This is a genomic window from Marivita sp. (assembly GCF_017643905.1).
GTDB lineage: Bacteria > Pseudomonadota > Alphaproteobacteria > Rhodobacterales > Rhodobacteraceae > Marivita.
In genome coordinates this window covers 1-20,472 of the sequence record NZ_JAEPMO010000015.1, presented here as the reverse complement: position 1 = coordinate 20,472, position 20,472 = coordinate 1, and the positions used below count along the sequence as shown (strand labels likewise).

At 61.0% G+C, this 20,472-nt stretch carries 21 protein-coding genes and 1 tRNA gene; 5 read left to right on the top strand and 17 right to left on the bottom strand.

Going from position 1 to position 20,472, the window contains the following annotated elements; translation table 11 throughout:
• The first annotated feature begins 63 nt into the window (after nucleotides 1-63).
• Nucleotides 64-714 (top strand): GntR family transcriptional regulator, encoded by a 651-nt coding sequence (locus JJ869_RS03915; protein WP_292264694.1) that lies wholly within the window; start codon nucleotides 64-66, stop codon nucleotides 712-714.
• Here JJ869_RS03915 and JJ869_RS03910 read toward each other — a convergent pair whose 3' ends face one another.
• Nucleotides 715-2,517 carry a glycosyltransferase family 2 protein gene (locus JJ869_RS03910; protein ID WP_292264693.1) on the bottom strand — a complete coding sequence of 601 codons (1,803 nt, stop codon included), beginning with the start codon at nucleotides 2,515-2,517 and terminating at the stop codon, nucleotides 715-717.
• A 65-nt stretch (nucleotides 2,518-2,582) separates the two neighbouring features.
• Complete coding sequence (gene carA, locus JJ869_RS03905) at nucleotides 2,583-3,752, bottom strand: glutamine-hydrolyzing carbamoyl-phosphate synthase small subunit (RefSeq protein WP_292264692.1); 1,170 nt, start codon at nucleotides 3,750-3,752, stop codon at nucleotides 2,583-2,585.
• A gap of 179 nt (nucleotides 3,753-3,931) precedes the next feature.
• Here carA and JJ869_RS03900 point away from each other — a divergent pair, with 179 nt between their 5' ends.
• The gene (locus JJ869_RS03900; protein WP_292264691.1) at nucleotides 3,932-4,396 is read left to right on the top strand and encodes a GatB/YqeY domain-containing protein; all 465 of its coding nucleotides are present in this window, start codon (nucleotides 3,932-3,934) and stop codon (nucleotides 4,394-4,396) included.
• A 58-nt stretch (nucleotides 4,397-4,454) separates the two neighbouring features.
• Here the strand turns inward: JJ869_RS03900 and JJ869_RS03895 are convergent, their stop codons facing one another.
• The 7 genes from JJ869_RS03895 to lipB all read right to left on the bottom strand — a co-directional run bounded on the left by JJ869_RS03895 (nucleotide 4,455) and on the right by lipB (nucleotide 11,161).
• A complete protein-coding gene (locus tag JJ869_RS03895) occupies nucleotides 4,455-5,351 on the bottom strand; it encodes a hypothetical protein (protein ID WP_292264689.1) in 897 nt (298 codons plus the stop codon).
• 11 nt (nucleotides 5,352-5,362) lie between these two features.
• Nucleotides 5,363-5,854, bottom strand: coding sequence for a DUF2244 domain-containing protein (locus tag JJ869_RS03890; protein ID WP_292264688.1), 492 nt, complete (start codon nucleotides 5,852-5,854; stop codon nucleotides 5,363-5,365).
• Between the two features lie 6 nt (nucleotides 5,855-5,860).
• Nucleotides 5,861-6,160: a CcdB family protein gene (locus JJ869_RS03885; RefSeq protein WP_292264687.1), complete on the bottom strand. Its 300-nt coding sequence runs from the start codon at nucleotides 6,158-6,160 to the stop codon at nucleotides 5,861-5,863.
• A gap of 3 nt (nucleotides 6,161-6,163) precedes the next feature.
• Entirely contained in the window at nucleotides 6,164-6,385 is a 222-nt protein-coding gene (locus tag JJ869_RS03880) for a type II toxin-antitoxin system CcdA family antitoxin (RefSeq protein WP_292264685.1), read from the bottom strand.
• A 118-nt stretch (nucleotides 6,386-6,503) separates the two neighbouring features.
• Nucleotides 6,504-8,177, bottom strand: a complete 1,674-nt coding sequence (gene ctaD, locus JJ869_RS03875) for a cytochrome c oxidase subunit I (protein WP_292264683.1) — start codon at nucleotides 8,175-8,177, stop codon at nucleotides 6,504-6,506.
• Between the two features lie 269 nt (nucleotides 8,178-8,446).
• Nucleotides 8,447-10,381: a PhoX family phosphatase gene (locus tag JJ869_RS03870; protein WP_292264681.1), complete on the bottom strand. Its 1,935-nt coding sequence runs from the start codon at nucleotides 10,379-10,381 to the stop codon at nucleotides 8,447-8,449.
• Between the two features lie 69 nt (nucleotides 10,382-10,450).
• On the bottom strand, nucleotides 10,451-11,161 hold the full coding sequence (gene lipB / locus JJ869_RS03865) for a lipoyl(octanoyl) transferase LipB (protein ID WP_292264679.1): 711 nt from the start codon (nucleotides 11,159-11,161) through the stop codon (nucleotides 10,451-10,453).
• A 91-nt stretch (nucleotides 11,162-11,252) separates the two neighbouring features.
• Between lipB and JJ869_RS03860 the strand changes: the two genes are divergently transcribed.
• The gene (locus tag JJ869_RS03860) at nucleotides 11,253-12,971 is read left to right on the top strand and encodes a peptidoglycan-binding domain-containing protein (protein ID WP_292264677.1); all 1,719 of its coding nucleotides are present in this window, start codon (nucleotides 11,253-11,255) and stop codon (nucleotides 12,969-12,971) included.
• A 48-nt stretch (nucleotides 12,972-13,019) separates the two neighbouring features.
• On the opposite strand, the gene JJ869_RS03855 is transcribed toward JJ869_RS03860, so the two are convergent.
• Nucleotides 13,020-13,802: a LytTR family DNA-binding domain-containing protein gene (locus JJ869_RS03855; protein ID WP_292264675.1), complete on the bottom strand. Its 783-nt coding sequence runs from the start codon at nucleotides 13,800-13,802 to the stop codon at nucleotides 13,020-13,022.
• Nucleotides 13,803-13,895: 93 nt separating this feature from the next.
• Here JJ869_RS03855 and JJ869_RS03850 point away from each other — a divergent pair, with 93 nt between their 5' ends.
• Nucleotides 13,896-14,387 (top strand): DUF2306 domain-containing protein, encoded by a 492-nt coding sequence (locus JJ869_RS03850; protein ID WP_292264673.1) that lies wholly within the window; start codon nucleotides 13,896-13,898, stop codon nucleotides 14,385-14,387.
• 72 nt (nucleotides 14,388-14,459) lie between these two features.
• A tRNA-Leu gene (locus tag JJ869_RS03845) sits at nucleotides 14,460-14,546 on the top strand.
• A 47-nt stretch (nucleotides 14,547-14,593) separates the two neighbouring features.
• On the opposite strand, the gene JJ869_RS03840 is transcribed toward JJ869_RS03845, so the two are convergent.
• From JJ869_RS03840 to JJ869_RS03810, 7 genes are all read right to left on the bottom strand, one after another.
• Entirely contained in the window at nucleotides 14,594-15,622 is a 1,029-nt protein-coding gene (locus JJ869_RS03840; protein WP_292264671.1) for an AbrB family transcriptional regulator, read from the bottom strand.
• The gene (locus tag JJ869_RS03835; protein ID WP_292264669.1) at nucleotides 15,619-16,269 is read right to left on the bottom strand and encodes a GntR family transcriptional regulator; all 651 of its coding nucleotides are present in this window, start codon (nucleotides 16,267-16,269) and stop codon (nucleotides 15,619-15,621) included. Before JJ869_RS03835 ends, JJ869_RS03840 begins: the two co-directional genes overlap by 4 nt.
• A gap of 113 nt (nucleotides 16,270-16,382) precedes the next feature.
• Nucleotides 16,383-16,664 (bottom strand): hypothetical protein, encoded by a 282-nt coding sequence (locus JJ869_RS03830; protein WP_292264668.1) that lies wholly within the window; start codon nucleotides 16,662-16,664, stop codon nucleotides 16,383-16,385.
• A 122-nt stretch (nucleotides 16,665-16,786) separates the two neighbouring features.
• On the bottom strand, nucleotides 16,787-17,722 hold the full coding sequence (locus tag JJ869_RS03825) for an AEC family transporter (RefSeq protein ID WP_292264667.1): 936 nt from the start codon (nucleotides 17,720-17,722) through the stop codon (nucleotides 16,787-16,789).
• A 46-nt stretch (nucleotides 17,723-17,768) separates the two neighbouring features.
• Entirely contained in the window at nucleotides 17,769-18,572 is an 804-nt protein-coding gene (locus JJ869_RS03820; RefSeq protein WP_292264666.1) for an MBL fold metallo-hydrolase, read from the bottom strand.
• Entirely contained in the window at nucleotides 18,572-19,375 is an 804-nt protein-coding gene (locus JJ869_RS03815) for a TatD family hydrolase (RefSeq protein WP_292264665.1), read from the bottom strand. The genes JJ869_RS03820 and JJ869_RS03815 overlap by 1 nt, the downstream gene beginning before the upstream one ends.
• Before the next feature lie 43 nt (nucleotides 19,376-19,418).
• Nucleotides 19,419-20,472, bottom strand: a 1,054-nt coding sequence (locus JJ869_RS03810) for a DNA polymerase III subunit delta' (protein ID WP_292264663.1), incomplete at its 5' end; no start/stop codon positions are given.

The following is a 20,472-nucleotide window of genomic DNA, read 5'->3' as shown; positions in this document are numbered from 1 at the left end:
CTCAACTTGCGTCTTTTGATAAACCAGCGCTATCGTGAGGAAACTGGATAGGGATCACACGGTATGAAAGATGTGAAGCCTCCTCAGAAAGACGCGTATGCGTCGATCCTCGAGGCGATTGATGTGGGAATCTACCGGCCAGGCGACCGGTTGGTGGAAAGTGATCTGGCTGAACGGTTCGGCATGTCGCGGACACCGATCCGCGAAGCGTTGCAACGGCTTGAGACGCAATCGCTGCTGACGCGGGACGGGCGGTCTCTGATCGTGGCGTCGCTCGACCACAACCAGATGGCCGAGCTTTATGTGGTCCGCACCGAACTGGAAGGACTGGCTGCCCGCCTTGCCGCGCGACATGCCACCGATGAAGAGGTGCAGGTGTTGCAGGATATGGTGCATGACGACCGGGCCTTGCTGGACGATCCGTCCGCGTTGGCACGGGCGAACCGCCGGTTCCACAAGCAGATCCATCTTGCCTCGCACAACCGCTTCCTTGTTCAGCAGCTTGATCTGGTGCACCGGTCCATGGCGCTGATGGCGACCACATCGCTGGCGGCGCAGGGCCGGGGTGAAATCGCGCTGGCCGAACATCAGGCGATTGTCGATGCGGTCAAACAGCGTAACGAGGATGCGGCCTACAAGGCGTTGCGAGACCACATTTCGGTTGCCTTTGTCACCCGCTTGAAGCTCGACTCAATGGCCAAGGATCAGGCCTAGTCAGCGGATCGTGGCGTGGATGTCCCCGCCGGGGACATCCGGTTCGGACCGGCCATGTTCGGTCTTGTCCCAATAGAACGGCTTAAACACCAGTTCCGACCACGCCTTGTAAACGGCGAAAACGCCAAGCGGAAAGTAGAAGAACATCATCGGCACCCACTGCATCAAGCCTTTGTGCTGCGTGCGCCCGACCGCAATGAATCCGGTGAGCAGGGATACCAGCTCGGCAAAAAGAAAAAGGGCCAGAAGGCCCTTCGCCATATCGGGTGAGATCACATCGAACAAAGGCGTCCCGAGTCCGAAACAAACCAGCCAGAATGACCAAAGTGCCGGGGCCAGCGTGAATTGCACAATGGTGGTCAGGAAGAAGATCTGAAATCCAAGAAATTTCCGCGCACCGATCTGTTTCAACAGGCGGAAGGGACGGCGCATGTGGACGAGGTAGGTGACGATATACCCCTTGAGCCAACGGGATCGTTGCCGGATCCAGGGCACGATCCGGTTGTTCGCTTCCTCCCGTGTGACGGTCGGGATCAGGATCGTTCGGTAGCCGAACCGGTAGAGCCGGATGCCCAGATCCGCATCCTCGGTCACGTTATGTGCGTCCCAGCCGCCGACATGCTTGAGCGCCGCACGCTTCAGGTAGACGGTTGTGCCCCCAAGCGGGATTGGCAGACCAAGACGCGCAGCACCTGCCAGAACGATACGGAACCAGACCGCATATTCGATTGTGAAACAGCGCGACAGCCAGTTGGATCGCGTGTTGTAGAAATCGAGGATGCCCTGCACGCAGGCAACGTTCGGCGGCGCATGGTGAAACGCCTCCACGACGCGTTCGATCTGGTCGGTGGCAGGCGCATCCTCTGCATCCAGCACGCCGATGATGTCACCGCGCGTGTGCCCCAAGGCGTAGTTGAGGGCGCGAGGTTTAGTCTTGAGTTCACCATCAGGCACCCGAACCACCCGCATCCAGCCGGGCAGAGAGACCGCGTCGATCATCTGGCGGGTCTGAATGTCCTTTTCTTCCAGCACAAGCACCACATCGAGCAGTGCCTTCGGATAGCTGAGCCGCGACAGCCGCATCACCAATTCATTCGCAATCGCCGCCTCGCGGAACAGCGGCACGATCAGACTAACCACGGGCTTCTCAGAGAGCGGCAGATCAACCGGGCGATCCGGTGGTTTTCTGTACCCGGCCACCAGCACGACGACCTTGAACATCACCGTCGCAATCAGGTTTACCACTGCAACGGCGGTGATCCCTGCAAAGAACGCATTGGGAAACACATAAATCAACGCAAGGCTGACCCCGAAAAACAACGACGCCACAATGCCGCGCGACAGGGTGAGTTTGTTGATGTCCCGGCAGGAATAGTCGTCCGGTACAAGCCGTTCGGCCCGGTCGGCGAGGTATTCGCCGTGTCGCTCGGTCACGATGCGCACCAGATCTTCCTCGGCCACCTCGGCAAACAGGACCGGCCCAAGCGACTGTTCAAGGATATCGCGCAGACGGGTGCGGTCGCGACCCGGAACGGTTGCCACAAGGATCGCGTCCCCGATCCTGCCCCAAGGCAGGATGCGGTACTCCAGACACATCTCGGGCGCGAGCAACATGTCCAGATCGGGGTCCGGTGGATAGGTATCCGGGTCCAGACGCCGCTGCCGCGCGACCAGTTGCCGGGCGGTGTGCACAAGGCGCGCGGCATCGTCGTGTGGTCGAGATTCAAAAAGCGGCCCGTCGCGCCGAAGCCCCGGTTCGAGCACCAAAGGCGATGTGCCGCGTGTTTCCGAACTGCCGAACATATGTCCCCCGGACCAATCCGGGGATCAGTTAAGCCTCAAACGGTTAAGCGGCAGTTAATGCCCGTTCAGGCAGAAACGGTTTTCCGCGCGGTCATCGAGTCGGCAAAGCGTTCGAACAGGTAAAAACTATCCTGCGGGCCCGGGCTGGCCTCGGGGTGCTGCTGCACCGAGAACACCGGGCGGTCCGCCATGCGGATACCGCAGTTCGATCCGTCGAACAGCGACACATGGGTTTCCAGCACGCCCTTGGGAAGCGTCTGGCTGTCCACAGCAAACCCATGGTTCATCGACGTGATCTCGACCTTGCCGGTCTCGGTATCCTTGACGGGATGGTTTGCGCCGTGGTGGCCGTGGTTCATCTTGACCGTCTTCGCTCCCAGCGCCAGCGCCAGCATCTGGTGGCCAAGGCAGATGCCGAACATCGGGAGGTCAGTCTCGTTCAGGATCGTCTGGATCATCGGAACAGCATATTTGCCCGTCGCCGCCGGATCGCCGGGGCCGTTGGACAGGAATACCCCGTCGGGATTGTGCGCCAGCACCTCTTCCGCAGTGGCGGATGCGGGCAGCACCGTCACATCACAGCCCGCACTGGCGAGGCAGCGCAGGATGTTGCGCTTCGCACCATAGTCGATGGCCACCACCTTGTGCTTGGGATCGGTCTGCCGCGCAAAACCATCCGGCCAGGACCACCGCATTTCGTCCCAGCGATAGGATTGCGCACAGGTGACGTCTTTGGCCAGATCCAGTCCTTCGAGACCGGGGAAAGCACGGGCCTGTTCCACCAGCGCGCCAATGTCGAATTTGCCTTCCGGATTGTGTTCAAGTGCCACATGCGGCGCGCCAAGCTGCCGGATCGCACGGGTCAGGCGGCGGGTGTCGATGCCACCGATGGCAATGCGTCCCCGAGCGGTCAGCCAGTCGCTGAGTTCCTGCACGGCCCGCCAGTTCGAACTTTGCGTCGGCATCCACTTGACCACCATACCCTCGGCCACCGGATCGCCGGTTTCGTCATCGTCCGGGTTCACACCCACGTTGCCTATATGGGGAAAGGTGAAGGTCACGATCTGGCCCGCGTAGGACGGGTCGGTCATGATCTCTTGATAGCCGGTCATCGCGGTGTTGAAGCAAAGTTCCGCGACCGATGTGCCGGTTGCCCCAAAGCCCTGACCGTAGAAAATCGTGCCATCCGCAAGAGCGAGGCAGGCGGTCGGTGTGTCGTTGGAAAGCTGGGACATGGCGCGACTCCGCAGGGGTAAAATCTCGCGGAACCTAAGGCTGTGCAGCCTTGTGGTCAAGGGAAGTCGGAAAATGTGATAGTGTTGTTTATCAATGGCTTAGCGTAAATGCTGGGTGCTTGCTTCTGAAAGGGTCCTCGCTTAATGTGCGCGCTCGTTCAACCTTGGGATAGGAACTCATGGACCTTCGCACCCGGCTCAACACGTCTGTCAAACAGGCGATGCGCGACAAGGACAGTGCACGGCTCTCGACTCTCAGGCTGATCAATGCCGCGATCAAGGATCGCGACATCGCAGCCCGCGGGGAGGGCAACGAAGACGGGGTGGGGGACGACGAAGTCCTTGGCATCCTTGGAAAAATGGTCAAGCAGCGCAAGGATACCGCCAAGACCTACGAAGAAGGCGGGCGGCTTGATCTGGCCGAGCGGGAATTGTCCGAGATTGGCGTGATCGAAGAGTTTCTGCCGCGAAAGCTTTCGGATGATGAGGTGACTGCAGCCGTGGATGCTGCGGTGGCCGAAACAGGTGCATCGTCGATCCGGGACATGGGCCGCGTTATGGGTGCGCTCAAATCCAAATACACCGGGCAGATGGATTTCGGTGCGGTCGGCGGCATGGTGAAGGACCGGCTCGCAGCCCTGTGAACAGGCGCGTTTACGTCAAGGGAAACGCGGCCCTGCGTCGACGCAGGGCCCTCCGGTGTCACAGGCCGAACTCACCTTTGAGGGTGTCCAGAATGTCGCGATCGTCGATCCGGTAGCGCTGTACGAACCGCGTCTTGTATCCCACGCGTCCCCGCCGCGCGCCGAAATTCTCGCCATGGTTCAGCATGTAAAGCACCGATGGTCGCAACAGAGGGCTTAGCGGCTGCCCCGCAAGCGCGGCAAGATAGGGAAACATCCGGTGTTCATGCTGCGTCATCTCGGCCAGAAAGGCGGTCGAGGTTGGCTCTGACGGCGCGTGATAGACGGCTGCACAACTGCCGCAGAGCTTCCAGAAGGGTTTGCGCATCGGGGCGGACAGACTGCGCGTGTCGGCAAGTCCGATGTCGCCGGTCGCGACATCCATGACATAGCCCGATTGCACAAGATACCCGCCGCGCTTTTGCCGTGTCAGCATCTCGGTCACAGTGCCCTGTCGCAGCAGGTCATCCGCGTCGAAGGACATCACATAGCCCGGTCCCGTGACCAGATCGGGAAGCCCTTCGCAAAGCACCCGCAGCTTGCGCCACTTGTCGTTGCCCGGCGTCGGGTTGGTGAAGGGAAGGTAGGTGATGCGGGGATCATCCGGCAGGTCAGGCCGCGACTGGCAACAGACCGCTGCGCGCCAGTCAACGGCGTCCTGTGCCACGAACCCCTCCAGGGTGGTCCGCAGCCGCGCCACAACAGCCTCCCAGTCGCCCACGTGATCGGGGCCGACCATGGGCAGCAGGAACGTCACCTGCCGTGCCGTCTCGTGTGGAATACGCCGCTCCCGAAGCGCCAGAGCCGCGCGTTCCGACGCGGCCATCTGCGCAGTGGGATCAGTCCGACCCAACAGCGTCGTGCGCAGCAAATGCCGTGCGCGGGTGAGTTTCGGAACGGCGGGAACCTGTGCCATGCAGCCTCGAGTCAGGGGGTGGCGATGCGCCGAACCTTCTCACTCAGCTCTGCGTACAGCTCTTTGCGTTCGTCTTCGCTCAGAAACGCGCCGATCTCAACCTCTCTTCCGGCACCGGACAACGTGACGTAATGCGGCACCGGCCCGCCTTTCTGGTGCAGATTGACCTGCGTCCAGTACGGGTTGCAGTGCCATTCTTGCGGTGCGCCTTTCGGCGTTTTCCGGGTCAGGTGCAGATCGTCCGGGGTGAGCGTCAGCACCTCGATGATTTGCAAATCCCGCTCGTTCCGCCGCAGCGCGTACCACATGGCTCCCAGCGCCATCAGCATAAAGGGCAGGATACCCCAGAGCAGAACCGTGCCGATCAGCCCAAAAAGCGGGATCGTGGAAAGGGCGAAGATGCCAAGAATGGTCGCCGCAAACCCATGGGCAGGCAGCGATTGGTGCGGCCACAGGCGCAGTTCCTGATTGTCCTGAGAGGTGTCGGTCCACGTATACGGCATGATGGTTCAATACCCGGTCAAAAGAAGATCGCAAGCACGGATGATCTCGTCGCGCTGATGTGCGGCAGAGCCGATATAGGTCGCAAGAGAGGAGGTCATCACGGTTGCCATTTGCTGTGGGAACAGGCGCATCTTGCTGTCGCCCTCTAGTATGACTGGCATGAGTGTATTGAACCCAACACTCATATCTTCGCTCGAGACCAATGGAATGACCACCCGCGTCGGAAGGTGCATCAGGATGTCTGCCTGAACGACCACGACAAGAACGCCGTCATCGCTTCGGTAGATGTCGAACTGACGAGCCATGCGTCAGAACATACGATGTCTGGAAAGCAGAATGCCGTGCTCTTCGACAAACTTGTCATACGCGTCGAAAGCAGCCTTGTTGTCTTTTTTCCAACGCTCTGCCTCGGCACGCCGGACGTCTAGTTCAATCCCCGCTTCGGCGGCACGAGACAGGTTCACGCCTGCATCCTTGGCACGGGCGATGAGGTCGGCGTCAAGGCTGAGACTGGTGGATTTGCGCGGCATAAGATAGGTTCCCTTTCCCCAAACACTACCGCAAAACCTACCCGCAAACAACGGTAGGTTTGATGGCAAAAGGCCCCGGCGTTTCCACCGGGGCCTTTCTATTCAACTTACACTCAGATCAGTGCGCGTGCGACTTTTCCCAGTCTTCCCGCTTCGGCAGCTGCTCGAACGTGTGCTCGGGCGGCGGGGAGGGTAGGGTCCATTCCAGCGTGTCCGCGTATTCGTTCCACGGGTTCTTCGCTGTTTCCGCGCGTCCACGGGCAAGGCTCCAACCCATCACGCCGATGAAGAACAGGAACGAGGCGAAGGACAGGAACGCGCCCCAGCTCGAGGTGTAGTTCCAGTAAGCAAAGGCTTCCGGATAGTCGATGTAGCGACGCGGCATACCCTGACGACCCAGGAAGTGCTGCGGGAAGAACGTCAGGTTTGCACCAATGAAGAACGTCCAGAAGTGCAGCTTGCCAGCCCATTCCGGGTACATCTTGCCGGTCATCTTCGGGAAGTAGAAGTAGATGCCTGCAAAGATGCCGAACACCGCACCAAGGCTCATCACGTAGTGGAAGTGCGCAACCACGTAGTAGGTGTCATGGTAGGCCCGGTCCACAGCGGCCTGAGACAGAACGATCCCGGTCACACCACCCACGGTGAAGAGGAACAGGAAGCCGAACGCCCAAAGCATCGGTGTCTTGAACTCGATGGAACCACCCCACATCGTCGCGATCCAAGAGAAGATCTTAACGCCTGTCGGCACCGCGATGACCATCGTGGCCAGCATGAAGTAGGACTGCTGGGTCAGCGACATGCCGACGGTGTACATGTGGTGCGCCCACACGACAAAGCCCAGTGCACCGATTGCGATGATCGCCCAGACCATCGGCAGGTAACCGAAGACCGGCTTGCGGCTGAAGGTTGCAATGACGTGGCTGATGATGCCGAATGCTGGCAGGATCACGATGTACACTTCCGGGTGGCCAAAGAACCACAGGATGTGCTGGTAGAGAATCGGGTCACCACCGCCTGCGGGATCAAAGAAGGTCGTGCCGAAGTTACGGTCGGTGAGCAGCATGGTGATCGCGCCCGCCAGAACAGGCAGCGCCAGAAGGATGAGCCAGGCTGTGACGAAGATCGACCATGCGAACAGCGGCACCTTGAACAGCGTCATGCCCGGTGCGCGCATGTTCAGGAAAGTGGTGATCACGTTGATCGCACCAAGGATGGACGAAGCACCCGACACGTGGACCGCGAAGATCGCGAGGTCCATGGACATACCGCCTTCGGTGGTCGACAGCGGCGGGTAGAGAACCCAGCCCACACCCGAGCCAAGCTGGCCGTTGCCGCCCGGTGCAAAGACCGAACAGATCGCCAGCGTGGTGCCGGCCACGAAGAGCCAGAAGGACAGGTTGTTCAGACGCGGGAACGCCATGTCCGGCGCGCCAATCTGCAACGGCATGAAGTAGTTACCAAACCCGCCGAACAGCGCCGGGATCACCACGAAGAACATCATCAGGATGCCGTGACCGGTGATCAAAACGTTCCAAAGATGGCCGTTCGGGGTACATTCGCCAACCGCTGCTGCGGTCAGGCGGGCGCCTTCCATACACATGTACTGAACACCAGGGTTCATAAGCTCCATGCGCATGTAAACGGTAAAGGCCACCGAGATGAAGCCCGCGAGACCTGCGACGATCAGGTAGAGAATCCCGATGTCCTTGTGGTTCGTGGACATGAACCAGCGGGTGAAAAAGCCGCGCTGGTCTTCATGTTCGTGGCCGTGAATGGCGGCGTCTGCCATATCTGCCTCCTGCTGGTTCCCAATAAAAAGGCGCAGGGATTCTCCGAGCGCCATTTGTTCCATCGCCGTTTTAGAATGTGAGACCGGCGGCGGCAACGGATGTATTTGACGCAGATCAAACTTTATTGTCGCACTTTGGTCGGAGCGTTGGCGCAACCGCACGCTGACCGCAAATGGGCCAAGCCGCTGATATCAATGTGTTGTTTCTCAAAATGAAAAGTCCCGGACGCAACTTCGCGTCCGGGGTGTCATGTGCGCGTGCAAACGGCTTAGCCGATCAGGCCACCATCGTCGCGGGTGACGGCAACGACTGCAGACCGCGGCAGGCTGCCTTCGCCATCCGGCCAGTTGCCGCCGTTGTCGCCCGTGTGCTGGATACCGATGAACATCGTCCGGCGATCTGTCGACCAGCACAGGCCGGTGACTTCACAGCCGTTCGGGCCGGTCAGGAAGCGTTCAATGCGGCCTGTCACAGGGTCGCCCGCCAGCATCTGGTTGTTGCCCATGCCGGCAAAATCGCCCTCGTTGCTGTCGTCGCCGTCGGTCTGGATCCAGATCAGACCGGTGTTATCGATGACCATGCCGTCGGGCGAGTTGAAGAGGTTGCCTGCGTTGATGTTTGCCGAACCCGCTTGCGCGCCTTCTGCAACCGTCGGGTTGCCCGCCATCACGTAGAGATCCCACGAGAACCCGTCCGCGCCGTGGTCACCGCCCTCGGGGCGCCAACGCACGATCTGACCGTAACGGTTCGTGTCTCGCGGGTTGACAGCGTTGACCGTCATCGGGTCGCCACCGGCATTGGTGCGCACGGTGCCATCGTCGTTCAACACACCGCGACGCGAGTTGTTGGTCAGGCAGCAATAGGCTTCGGATGCGTTCGGGTGAACGGCGATCCATTCGGGACGGTCCATTGTGGTGGCACCCACCTTTGACGCCGCCATACGGGTGAAGACAGCGATATGCGCCGCGTCCATGCCCGTTGTGGCAGGTGTCAGCGGAACCCAGCGACCGGACATGTCGTCTTCGAACACCGCAACCGACAGCGTGCCGTCCACCAGCAGGGTCGAGGTGTCACCGCCGGGGACGTAGACATCACGGCTCACCCAGCGATACATGAACTCACCACGCTCGTCGTCACCCATATAGACCACAACACGGCCATCTGCAGCGATGCCGTAGGCGGCGTTCTCGTGCTTGAAGCGGCCCAGAGCGGTGTGCTTGATCGGGGTCATGTCCGGGTTCGCCGGGTCGATTTCCACGATGTAGCCCGCGCGGTGCGGCTCGTTCGGGTTGGTCGCGATGTCAAAGCGCGAATCGAAACCGTGGTAGTTGTAGCGGCCAGCATCCACCTTGGTGGACACACCGTAGCGGCGGAACCCGTCGATCACCATCGAGTCGGCGGACACCTCGGAAACGGCACCGAAATAGCCGTTGAAGTTCTCTTCGCAGGTCAGGTACGTGCCCCACGGCGTGCGGCCCGAGCCACAGTTGTTGAACGTGCCTAGCGACGCCATGCCGGTCGGATCGGCTTCGGTCTTGAGCAGGTCGTGACCGGCTGCAGGACCAGAGAATGTCATCGGCGTATTGTGGTGGATGCGGCGGTTGTAGGGGCTGTCGATCACGACCGACCAGCCATCATCGCCCTGTGCCAGTTCCATGACGGTCACACCCTGGAAGCTTTGCAGGATGCGCACATCGTCCAGCGACTTGGGCTGGCCGTCTTCGGTGTGCGGCAGGTTGACCTTGGGGTTCACATACTCGCTGTTGACGACAAAAATCTCGCGGCCATCGACGTTGAAAAGCTCCATCCCGTCAGTGTTTTCGCCCATCACGCGGTCTGCATGCTCGAGCGAAACGCCCGCTGCCGGGTCAAACGCGCCTTCGGCATCCGAGAAGAGCGGATCGCCCCAGCGGACAAGCGTTTTCCAGCTGTACCCTTCAGGCACGTGGATCGTGCCGTCGGTCTGTGCCGCAATCGGTGTGAACGGGAAGCGCGAGGCAGGCTGCGCCATCGCCGTGGTGCCTTTGAGCATGCCTGCGCCCATGACAGCGGCACCCGAACCGAATGCCAGAACACCGCCAAGGAAGCCACGACGCGAGATCGCGCGCTCGACCACCTTGTCGAAATCATTGCCTTCGGGGCGTGGGAAATTCAGCTCGTCCCATTCGTCTGCAGAAAGGTCGTGAATGTCTTTGGGTGTCATGATCCATGTCCGATGTTGATTGACGACAGCCGGTCGGCGGTGTCCTGCGCCGCGCCGGTCGCGGGCAATTCACCGGATTCGCGCATCAGTTCCGTGACAGGTTTGTGTCAGTTTTGCTGCATCGCCGAAAACGCCGTCAAAGCTCTGCCGCAGCGCGACATCCACATCGTCCATCGTCACCGGCAGCCCCAGATCGACCAGCGATGTCACCCCATATTGCGTGATCCCACAGGGCACGATGCCGTCGAAATGCGACAGGTCGGGTTCGACATTGATCGAGATGCCGTGAAAACTCACCCATTTGCGCAGGCGAATGCCAATGGCCGCAATCTTGTCCTCGGCGATTTTACCATCCGGTAAAAGTTTCTTGTCAGGCCGCTCGATCCAGACCCCCACACGCCCGTCGCGGATATGGCCGGTCAAACCGAACTCGCCCAAGGTCGCAATCACCCAGCGTTCAAGATCCTGTACGAAACACCGTACATCCCGCCCGCGCTTGCCCACATCGAGCATGACATAGACCACCCGCTGACCGGGGCCGTGATAGGTATACTGTCCACCCCGTTTGGTCTGGTAGACGGGAAAGCGGTCGGGGTCTTTCAGGTCTTCAACCCTGGCGCTGGTTCCAGCGGTGTAAAGCGGTGGATGTTCCACCAGCCAAACCAATTCCTCGGCAGTGCCTTCCGCAATCGCCGCCGCCCGCGCCTCCATAAAAGCCACGGCCTCGTCGTAATCCGTCAACCCGTCGGTGATGCGCCATTCGACCTGTGGTGTCGCCATTGTTTTCTTGACTCGCGGTTCATTCGATCCAGAATGGTGGCAATTTTTCGCCGATTTCCTCTGCAATGAACATGTTTTGAAAGGCTTCGCAATGTTCCGTCGGATTTCTCTCAATACCGTATTGGCGGTCAGCCTTATGGCGGCGCCTATTCCCGCAATGGCCAACGATGCTTTGATCGGTGGTATTATCGGTGGGGTGATCGGTGGTGCAATCAGCAACAGCAACAAACAGCGCAGTTCTGCGCCCAAGCGCACGTACACAGCCGCCGCGAAACCGAGCATCAGCAGCGCGCAGCGTGAGTCGAATCGTCAGGCGCAGGTCGCACTCAATTATTTCGGGTTTAATGCAGGCACGCCGGATGGTGTAATGGGACGCAATTCCCGCGCCGCGATTTCCTCGTATCAGGCGCACTTGGGGTATTCTCCGACGGGCCAACTTACGTCTTTCGAGCAGGATTTCCTGATTTCCTCTTATTACCGTGCTCAAGCTGGCGGACCAAACACGGCACAACTGATTGCAAGCAACCCGCAGGGCGTGCGCGGCCTGCTGATCATCTATCGCGATGAACAAATGAACGGCTCGGGCAACAGCGCCACTGCTGCGATCGGCGGGCATTACGGCTTGCCTTCGATCGTTGCCGCGGCGGTCAATGAAGTGGCCAAAAGCTCGGACCCGTCAGCGGAACAACTGGTTCAGCGCCATGGCTTTATCCAGCTTGCGGATATCAACGGCGATGGGCAGACGGATTATATCATCGACACGTCGGTGACCGGCTCGGCCTTCTGGTGTAACGCGCAAGCCTGTACGGTTCGGGTCTTCGCATCGACCCCCGAGGGGTATGAGCGCAATGATTTCCAGGCGTTCAATGTGACCCCGGCGATGTTTTCCTGTGTGCGCGGAACATGCACAAAGACCGACAATGCACCGCAAATGGCGGCTGCGAATCTTGCACCGCAAGCTGCCCAACCAACTCTGCCTCAAACCCAGCTGGCCGGTGCACCTGCAGCAGCGATACCTGCTTTGCCTGTGCCCAGCGCACAGGCCGTGGTGAGTGGTCAGGTGCCCGCCGCCGCGGCCGCACCCGCAGCGCAATTGCCTTCGTTCATGGTGGGCGGGCAAGCCCCGGCGCAGCAATCTCTCGCGTCTTTCTGCAACAAGGTCAGCTTGCTCACCAGTTCCAATGGCGGCTTCGTCACCGAAGCAACGCTGAGCGATCCGGATTTCGCACTGGCTGAACAGATGTGCCTCACACGCACTTATGCGATGGCACAGGGTGAAGACCTGATGGCCAAGGTGCAAGGTGCAACGCCCGAGCAGATCACCGCGCAGTGCAAGGGTTTCGGGCCGGTGCTCAAAGACCATGTTCTGGCCGTTTCGGTGAAATCACGCGAAGAGGTGTTGCAAGGCGTCTCGTCCTTCATTCTGTCGAGTGGCATGTCGCCCCAACAGCTTGCAGGCACAGCGCGCGTCTGTCTGTCGGTCGGCTACCGGGTCGATGATATGGACGTTGCGATGGGATCGGCGCTGCTGCTCACCGCGCTCGGCGAAGCAGGGTATGCTGAATTGATGGGACACCATCTGAGCCAGGGGATCGGCGCGTCGAAGCGTAGCGAGATTGCGGCGTCATGGTACGATGCGGCTCTAAGTTCCTTTGGTGCGAATGGCGTTTCGGTGTTCGCACCGGGTCAGCCAGAGCGTATGGCCCTTGTCCAGAAGGCAGCGATGATGATGTCCGGTCAGCCCAGCGCAGCGGCAGCACCGGTCACGCAGCCTCAGCAGGCGGCCTTGCCCTTGCTGGTTCTGGAATAAGTCTAGGGTCTTGAACTTATATGCATCCCGGCACTGCGTCGGGATGCACTATCGGGGCAAGAGACCCGCCTCCTTGATCGTCGGGATATGGCGTCGGCTGACCGGGATGTCACCCCCAATGGTCATTTGCAACACAGCCCGGTCGCCATCGCGGGTGACTGCGGCGACCTGATCGAAGGCCGCCCAATGCGAACGGTGCACCTGAGCACCGGGCGTGGCTCCCACTTCGCGGATTGCATCCGCAAGGCGCATCAGGATCATCTCTTCTCCCTTGGTGGTGCGCACCCGCACATAATGATCCTCGACCGAGATCGCCACCAACGGCCCGCGTTTGTCGAAGGGCAGACGGTCCAGCAGAAGGACCGCTTGCGGTGTGTCCTGCATGCCAGCTTCGGTCGGGGACAGTTTGCGGGAAAACAGGTCGATCACCGCCATGACGATCACCGAGATCACCAATGTCGGCCCCGCAAGCGCAACCGTTTCCGCGCCAAAGGGCGGGCTGCCGAACACAGGCCAGTTCACCACGCTCACCAAAGCCGTCATCGCAACGCCGGTCAGCCCCCCTGCAATCAGGATGCGCACAAGGTGTTGAACCAAGGGTTTTCCCGGACGCAGAACCGCGGCGCTGATCAGGGATCCGATGGCGTAACCAGACACGGTCAGCGTTGCCCAATAGCCCGCGCGTGGCAGCAGCGACAGGGACGCCAGCGTCCCGAAAGGGCCAGTCAAACACAGTACCGCACTCACCGCCGCCAACGCCGTAACGGTCAGCGGGCTCAGCAAATGCCGCCGCCATTCACGAAGCGCGAGCTGCGGTCGCGGGTCACTCACGAAGCTGGGCCGTCATTGGCGTATCCTCTCTGGCGGCATGCGGTGCCGCGTCGTTTAGGTGCCTCATCGACATCCTGACGACAAGAGGACGCCATGACGCTTTTGCCTTTTCTGACTGCCCCGCTGCCCATTCAGGTGCATATCATCGCCGCTGTGCTGGCTCTCATCCTTGGGCCAGTCGCCCTTTATCGCCGCAGGCGGGACCGGACACACAAGGTGGTTGGCTATGTCTGGGTCGCGGCCATGATGGTGCTGGCGATCGGGTCGTTTCTCATCCCGTCGCATTTCACACCCATCGGCATCGGCCCGTTGCACGGGTTCGCGATTCTGACGCTCTGGTCGCTTTGGACCGGGGTCAAGGCCGCCATCGCCCGCGATATCGACCGGCACGAGGCGATCCTGCGCAGCCTCTATTCGAACGGTCTCATCATCGCCGGTGCCTTCACTTTTCTGCCGGGCCGCACGATGAATCTGATGCTGTTCGGGGCGCCATCACAGCTGGGTTGGCTGGTGATTGCCGTCCTTCTCGGACTGGTTGCGCTGCGCGTCATTCGGCAGCACAGGGCGCGATGGGGCTGGGCATGAGAGTTTGTCAAATTTTGCCCTTGCCCCCGATTGCGACCTTCGCTAATGAGCCGCCTACCAAGTCAAGACAGTGCGGTCGTGGCGGAATTGGTAGACGCGCAGCGTTGAGGTCGCTGTGGGGTAACTCCCGTGGAAGTTCGAGTCTTCTCGACCGCACCATTTTTCAGAATATCGTCGGCTCCGTTAAGTTTGCAAACCGCTGTTTGCTACTTTGCAAGCCGTTTTCGGAACACCCGCGCTGCCAAAGGCGCGCCCATGATGACGACGAAAATCCGCAATACGTGGTGCGCCACGACAAAGGCCACGTCTGCCCCCACGATCAGCGCAAGTACAGTCAGTTCCGCCTGACCTCCGGGTGCGAAAGCCAGCAGGGTTTCCATGCCGGGGGCGAGGCCGAGGCCATAGATCGCCTCCACAAAGATCAGTGTCAGCACGATCAGGATGCCGCAAAAGCCCAGTCCAGCCGCCAGGTCCTCGCGAATCTCGGCCATCGTGATCCCCGCGTATTTTGTGCCGATGGTCATCCCGATGAAGAACTGCGCGGCCCAGATCGCTTCGGCAGGGGGGCGGTTGTGCAGCCCGCCTGCGAGCGTAAGCGCGGCTGTGACCATAAGAGGACCGAGGATTGACGCGCCGAAGAGGCCCACCCGTTTCGCCAGTCGCCAGCCGGTGATCGCGCAGACGGCCATCAGCAGCAGTTCCAGCGGCGGAATGCTGGTCGCGGGCGCACCGGGCGGGTTCGACAGGTCCGCCTCCCAGATGCCGATCAGGAGGAAGGGCAGGGCGACCACGATCACCATCACCCGTGTCGCGTGGATCAGGCTAAGCGCGCGGACATTGGCACCGGCTTCTTCGCCGAAGACAATCATATCCTGCAAGCCACCCGGCATGGTCGCGTAATAGGCGGTGGCGAAATCATAGCCGCAAAAGCGCTGGAAATAGGGCACGCCGATCACCCCGATCACCGCGACCATCACGGGGACCAGCAGCAACGTGGGCCACATCGCCGGGAAGGTCGCCAGCACGGCGGGGGTCAGCGTTGCGCCAACGGCGACGCCCAGAATGGTGCGCATCGTGTCGTTGAGCGGTTTGACCCCGCGCATGGGCACTCCGGCAAGGGCTGCGGCAAGGCAGGCAAAGATCGGTCCCATCAGCCACGGCAGCGGCAGATGTAATAGCTTGAACAGGGCCACACCCACACCTGCGATCGCAAAGGTGCGCAGGACGACAATCATGCGGACATGCCTTTGAGTCGGTAGCGCAGCGAAGTTTGCAGATGTGCCTCCGCAGCGTCGGCGGCGCGGTCTCCATCTCGCTGGCGCAGCGCGGTGGTTACGTCGCCATGCTGCGACACGACGATGCGGATGCGGTCGGGGTCTAGGTACGTCGTCGGGCCAAGCAGGATCAGCGCGTTGTTGATCGCCTCGGCAGAGGCCAGCAGAAACCGGTTGCGGGCGGCGCGGTAAAGCGCCTCGTGAAAGTCTTGATTGATCGCCGCGCCCAAAGTGGGCGTGTCCTGCGCGTCCAGGATACGGGCGTTCATGTCGTCCAGCGCGTCGAACTCAGCCTCGGACCCGTGCTGTGCCGCCATACGGGCGGCGGTCCGTTCGAGCACGATGCGCATCTCGTAAAGCTCGACCACCTCGGTCTGTGAAAGCTTGCGGATCACCGCGCCGATGCGGGGGCGGTGTTCGACAATGCCGTTGTTTTCCAGCCGCCTGATCGCCTCGCGCACAGGGGTGCGGGAGAGGTTGAGCCGTTGGGCCACGTTTTCCTCTCGCAACCGGTCACCGGGCGCAAAGTCACCGCTGCGCAGGGCGTCGATCAGGCTGGCATAGGCTGCCTCGCCGCTGGAGAAGGAGGATTTATTGGGGTCGGACATTTTGTATCCCTTTGGATACAAAATGAGTACGCTAGCAATTGGAGTGAGTCAAACGTCCGCGGACGTAAAAAATGCGCCCGTTGTGGCGCATTCTTGTTCGGCTCAATCAGGGATCAATCCGCCTGCGACAGTTGGAACGGCTCAGCCGCCACGCCATGTACGTTTGCGTGTTCCAGCGCATCTGCCTTCAGCAGCTCTTCGTGGATCATCAACACCTTTATGCCATGCGACAGGTCTGTGCGGTCGTGAATGGCGCGGATGGCGGATTGGTCCTCAGCGTCCAGTTTCACCATGTCGAAGTCGGTCACATAGGCGCTGATGACCTCGGGCAGCGTTTCAGCCGAAAGGCTCAGGGGCGTCAGGCTCAGCATCAATATGGCAATCAATCGGGTCATGGTCTGGTATCCGTGTGGCAGCGGTTCACCAGATCAACGCGGATTTGCGGCGCAAAGTTCCCAAGGCCCGCCACAGGGTCTCGCGGCTTGGCTCTGCAACTCTGCTAAATGTAGGAAAAATCCTAAGGCAGCGTGCCCAACCAGAACCACGCCGTGATCACGGAGAGCGCGCTTGCCATCAACACCGAAGACGCGACCACCCGACGGGCGCGGCCATAGATATTGGCAAAGACATAGCAGTTCACACCTGGTGCCATAGCGGCGGTCAGCACAGCACTGCGGAACGCGCTGTCATCGAGATCGAAGGCGGTGCCAAGGGTCCATGTGATCGACGGATGCAACAGAAGGCTGATCGAGCATATGAAGAGAATGATCCGCAAGTCGCCTTCGGGGCGGTAGCGGAACAGCACGCCACCCATTGCGAACAGGGCCGCTGGCAGCGCGGTGCGCACCATCATGTCAAGCGCATCTGTGAACGGTGCGGGAAGGGACACGTTCAGGACATTGAACACCGCCCCCAGAGCAATCCCGATCACCAGCGCATTGCGGAACATAGCCTTGGCCACGGTCACCGGCAGATCGCGGTTCGGCTGGCCCGAGGCGCGGGCGCGGACGAACTCCATCGTGGTGATGCCCAATCCATAGCAAATGGGCGAATGCAGCGCGATGATCGCATAATTGGCGGCCAGCGCATCCGGCCCGAAGGCGCGTTCGGTGATCGCAAGACCCAGCAGGACCGAATTGGCGAAAAGGCAGGTGAAGCCGATGGCGACCGCATCCTCCCAGTCGCGTTTAAAGAGGTAATGCGCACCGAAAAGACCCGCGAAAAAGCAGGTGAGCGACCCGGAGTAAAAGCTGATCAGTAGCGGCAGAGAGAAACTGTCCCCAAGGTCCAGCGTCCAGATCGCCCGAAAGAGAAGGCAGGGAATGGCGACGTTCTGGGTAAAGGACATCAGCCCGTCAATCGACGCCGCAGACAGAAGCCCACGCCACGCCACCAGATAGCCGAAGCCGACAACCAGAAAGACCGGCAGGATGATGTCGAGCAGCGCCTGCATCAGCCGCGCGCCCGTACGGTTCGCCCGCTGTATCGTACGGTCGGCGTCACCCCAGTGGCTGCGTGATCACCATGCCGTCATAGGCCGGTGTGATGTGGTCGGGTGTCTCGGCTTCGACTGTCGCGTAGTCGAGATCAATATGCATGTTGGTCAGTATGCCTTGGCGCGGTTTGGCGCGCTCCATCCATTCGAGCGATTGCGCCAGATGCGCATGGGTCGGGTGCGGATCGCGGCGCAGGGCATCGAGGATCCAGACATCGAGGTTTTGCAGATGGTCGTTCCAGACATCCTCGGGGATCTTGGCGACATCCGGCAGGTACGCCAGATCGCCAATGCGGAACCCCAGCGCGTCGATGCTGCCGTGGTTGACCTTGAACGGGGTCAGGGTGACCGCTCCGCCTGCGCCGTCGATATGAACCGGGCCATTAATCGTGTTCATGTCAAGGATCGGCGGATAGGGGCTGTCCGACGGTTGCACAAAGGCATACCCGAAGCGTGAGAAGAGATCGTTCTGCGTGTCGCCATCGGCCCAGACCTGAAGCCGCTTGCGCATGTTGAAAACGATCATGCGCAGGTCATCCAGCCCATGAACATGGTCAGCATGGCTGTGGGTGTAGACGACTGCGTCCAACTCTCCGATCCCGGCACTTAGCAATTGCGCGCGCATGTCCGGGCTGGTGTCGATCAGAACACGTGTGATGCCCGCGTCGGTGACGCGCTCGACCAGCATGGAACAGCGGCGGCGGGTGTTCTTGGGGTTGTCGGGATCACAGGCACCCCATTGTCCGCCAAGGCGCGGTACACCGCCGGATGATCCGCAGCCAAGGATGGTAAAGCGCATCTCGCCCATTATGCGGCGGCCTCGTATTGCGCGACCTTCCAGAACAAGCGGTCGAAATTAGCCTCGGTCCGGGCGGCGAAGTCGGCATAGTCCATGCCGAAAATCTCTGCGCCGACGCGGGCGGTATGGGCCGTGTAGGCCGGTTCATTGCGCTTGCCGCGATGGGGCGGGGGCGCAAGGTAGGGGCTGTCGGTTTCCACCAGTATCCGGTCCACAGATGCGGCGGCGAAGATATCGCGCAGGTCCTTGCTTTTCGGGAAAGCAGCGATACCGGACATGGACAGGTAAAAGCCAAGGTCCAATGCGGCGCGAGCCAGTTCGGCGGACGAGGAAAAACAATGCATCACGCAGGTATAGGGCTTGGTCTTGAACCCATCGGTGAGGATTTGCGCCATGTCGTCATCGGCTGCGCGGGCATGGATGATCAATGGCAGGCCGGTTTCCTGTGCCGCCTCGATATGCACCTTCAGCGAGGTTTTCTGAATCCCAGCACTTTCGGCGGTGTAGTGGTAATCGAGCCCGGTTTCGCCGATGCCGACAAATTTCGGATGCTGCGCCAGTTTGACCAACTCATCGACCGTCGTCAGGGGTTCATCGGCGGCGCTCATCGGGTGAGTGCCTGCGGCGTAGAACACCGGGTCAAATTCCTCGGCGATGGCGCGCACCTGCGGCTCAAGGCGCAGTCGGGTGCAGATTGTCACCATGCGGCGCACGCCAGCGTCGAGCGCCCGGGCGATTACCTCGGGGCGTTCGTCGTTGAAATCCGGGAAGTCCAGATGGCAATGGCTGTCGGTGATCTGCGGTATAGACATGAGGCTGGTATCAGGGATGCGGGCAGGAGCGTCAAGACGTGGCTTACGACCTAGGGCAGCCCTCCTGAAGGGCGAGGAAGCTGGAGAGCAGAAGCGACCCGGCCTCCACATTCACCGCGCGCCCGTGGCGCAGGCGTTCGCCCTGATCCTGTGCCAGTTGCGCCCATGTCCGCGCCGCGTTGGCTGAGGGGCAGAGGCGTCGAAAGGTCTGTGCTTCTTGCGCCGCAGCTTCGGGGTCCGGCGGGTGGCCTGTCGCGCCTGTTCTGGCAAGGCGTGTCAGGGCGCGGTCGAAGAGACCCAAGAGCAGGTCCAGCCGCTCTTCCTTGCCTCGGCCAGCGGCGCTTTCGGCCAAGGCGATGGCGTGCGGGCGGCTGAGGTCGGGGAGGGTGGAGAGCAGTTTGACCAGGTCGGCATAGAGTTTGAGCCCGTCCTGCTGCATCAGGCGCACCGCTTCGCCGACGGACCCGCCGGAAAGGGCGGCGAGTGCTCCGGGGTCGGACACGGTCTGGTCGATCTCCGTTGCCGCAAGCGCCTGCGCCATGTCGGCGGCATTGAGCGGGGCCAGCCGCAATTCGCGGCAGCGCGACCGGATGGTGGGCAACAGGCGTGAGGGCTGGTGGCTGACCAAGAGCAGCGTTGTGCGGTCTGGTGGTTCTTCCAGCAGTTTGAGGATCGCATTGGCGGCGCTGACGTTCATGTCGTCGGCGGCGTCGACGATCACCACGCGCCGCCCGCCATCGGCAGAGGATAGCGCGAAAAATCCCTTGAGGCGGCGCACCTCGTCGACGGTGATCTGGGCCTTCAGGCGTTTGGCCTTGTCGTCATAGGGCCGACGCAAAGCAAAGAGGCCCGGCTCTGATCCCGCCTTCATGCGGCGGGACACGGGATGCTCTGGATCGACATGCAAATCGGTCGGGGGCGGTGGCGCACCAAAGAGGCCATCCTCCTGAGTGATGGGGGTGGCCAGCAGGAACCGCGCGATCTGCCATGCCAATGTGGCTTTGCCCACGCCACGCGGTCCGGTGATCAGCCAGCCGTGGTGCAGCCTGTCGGAGCTGAAGGCTTGCAGGAAATCCGCCTGCGCCGCGTCCTGACCG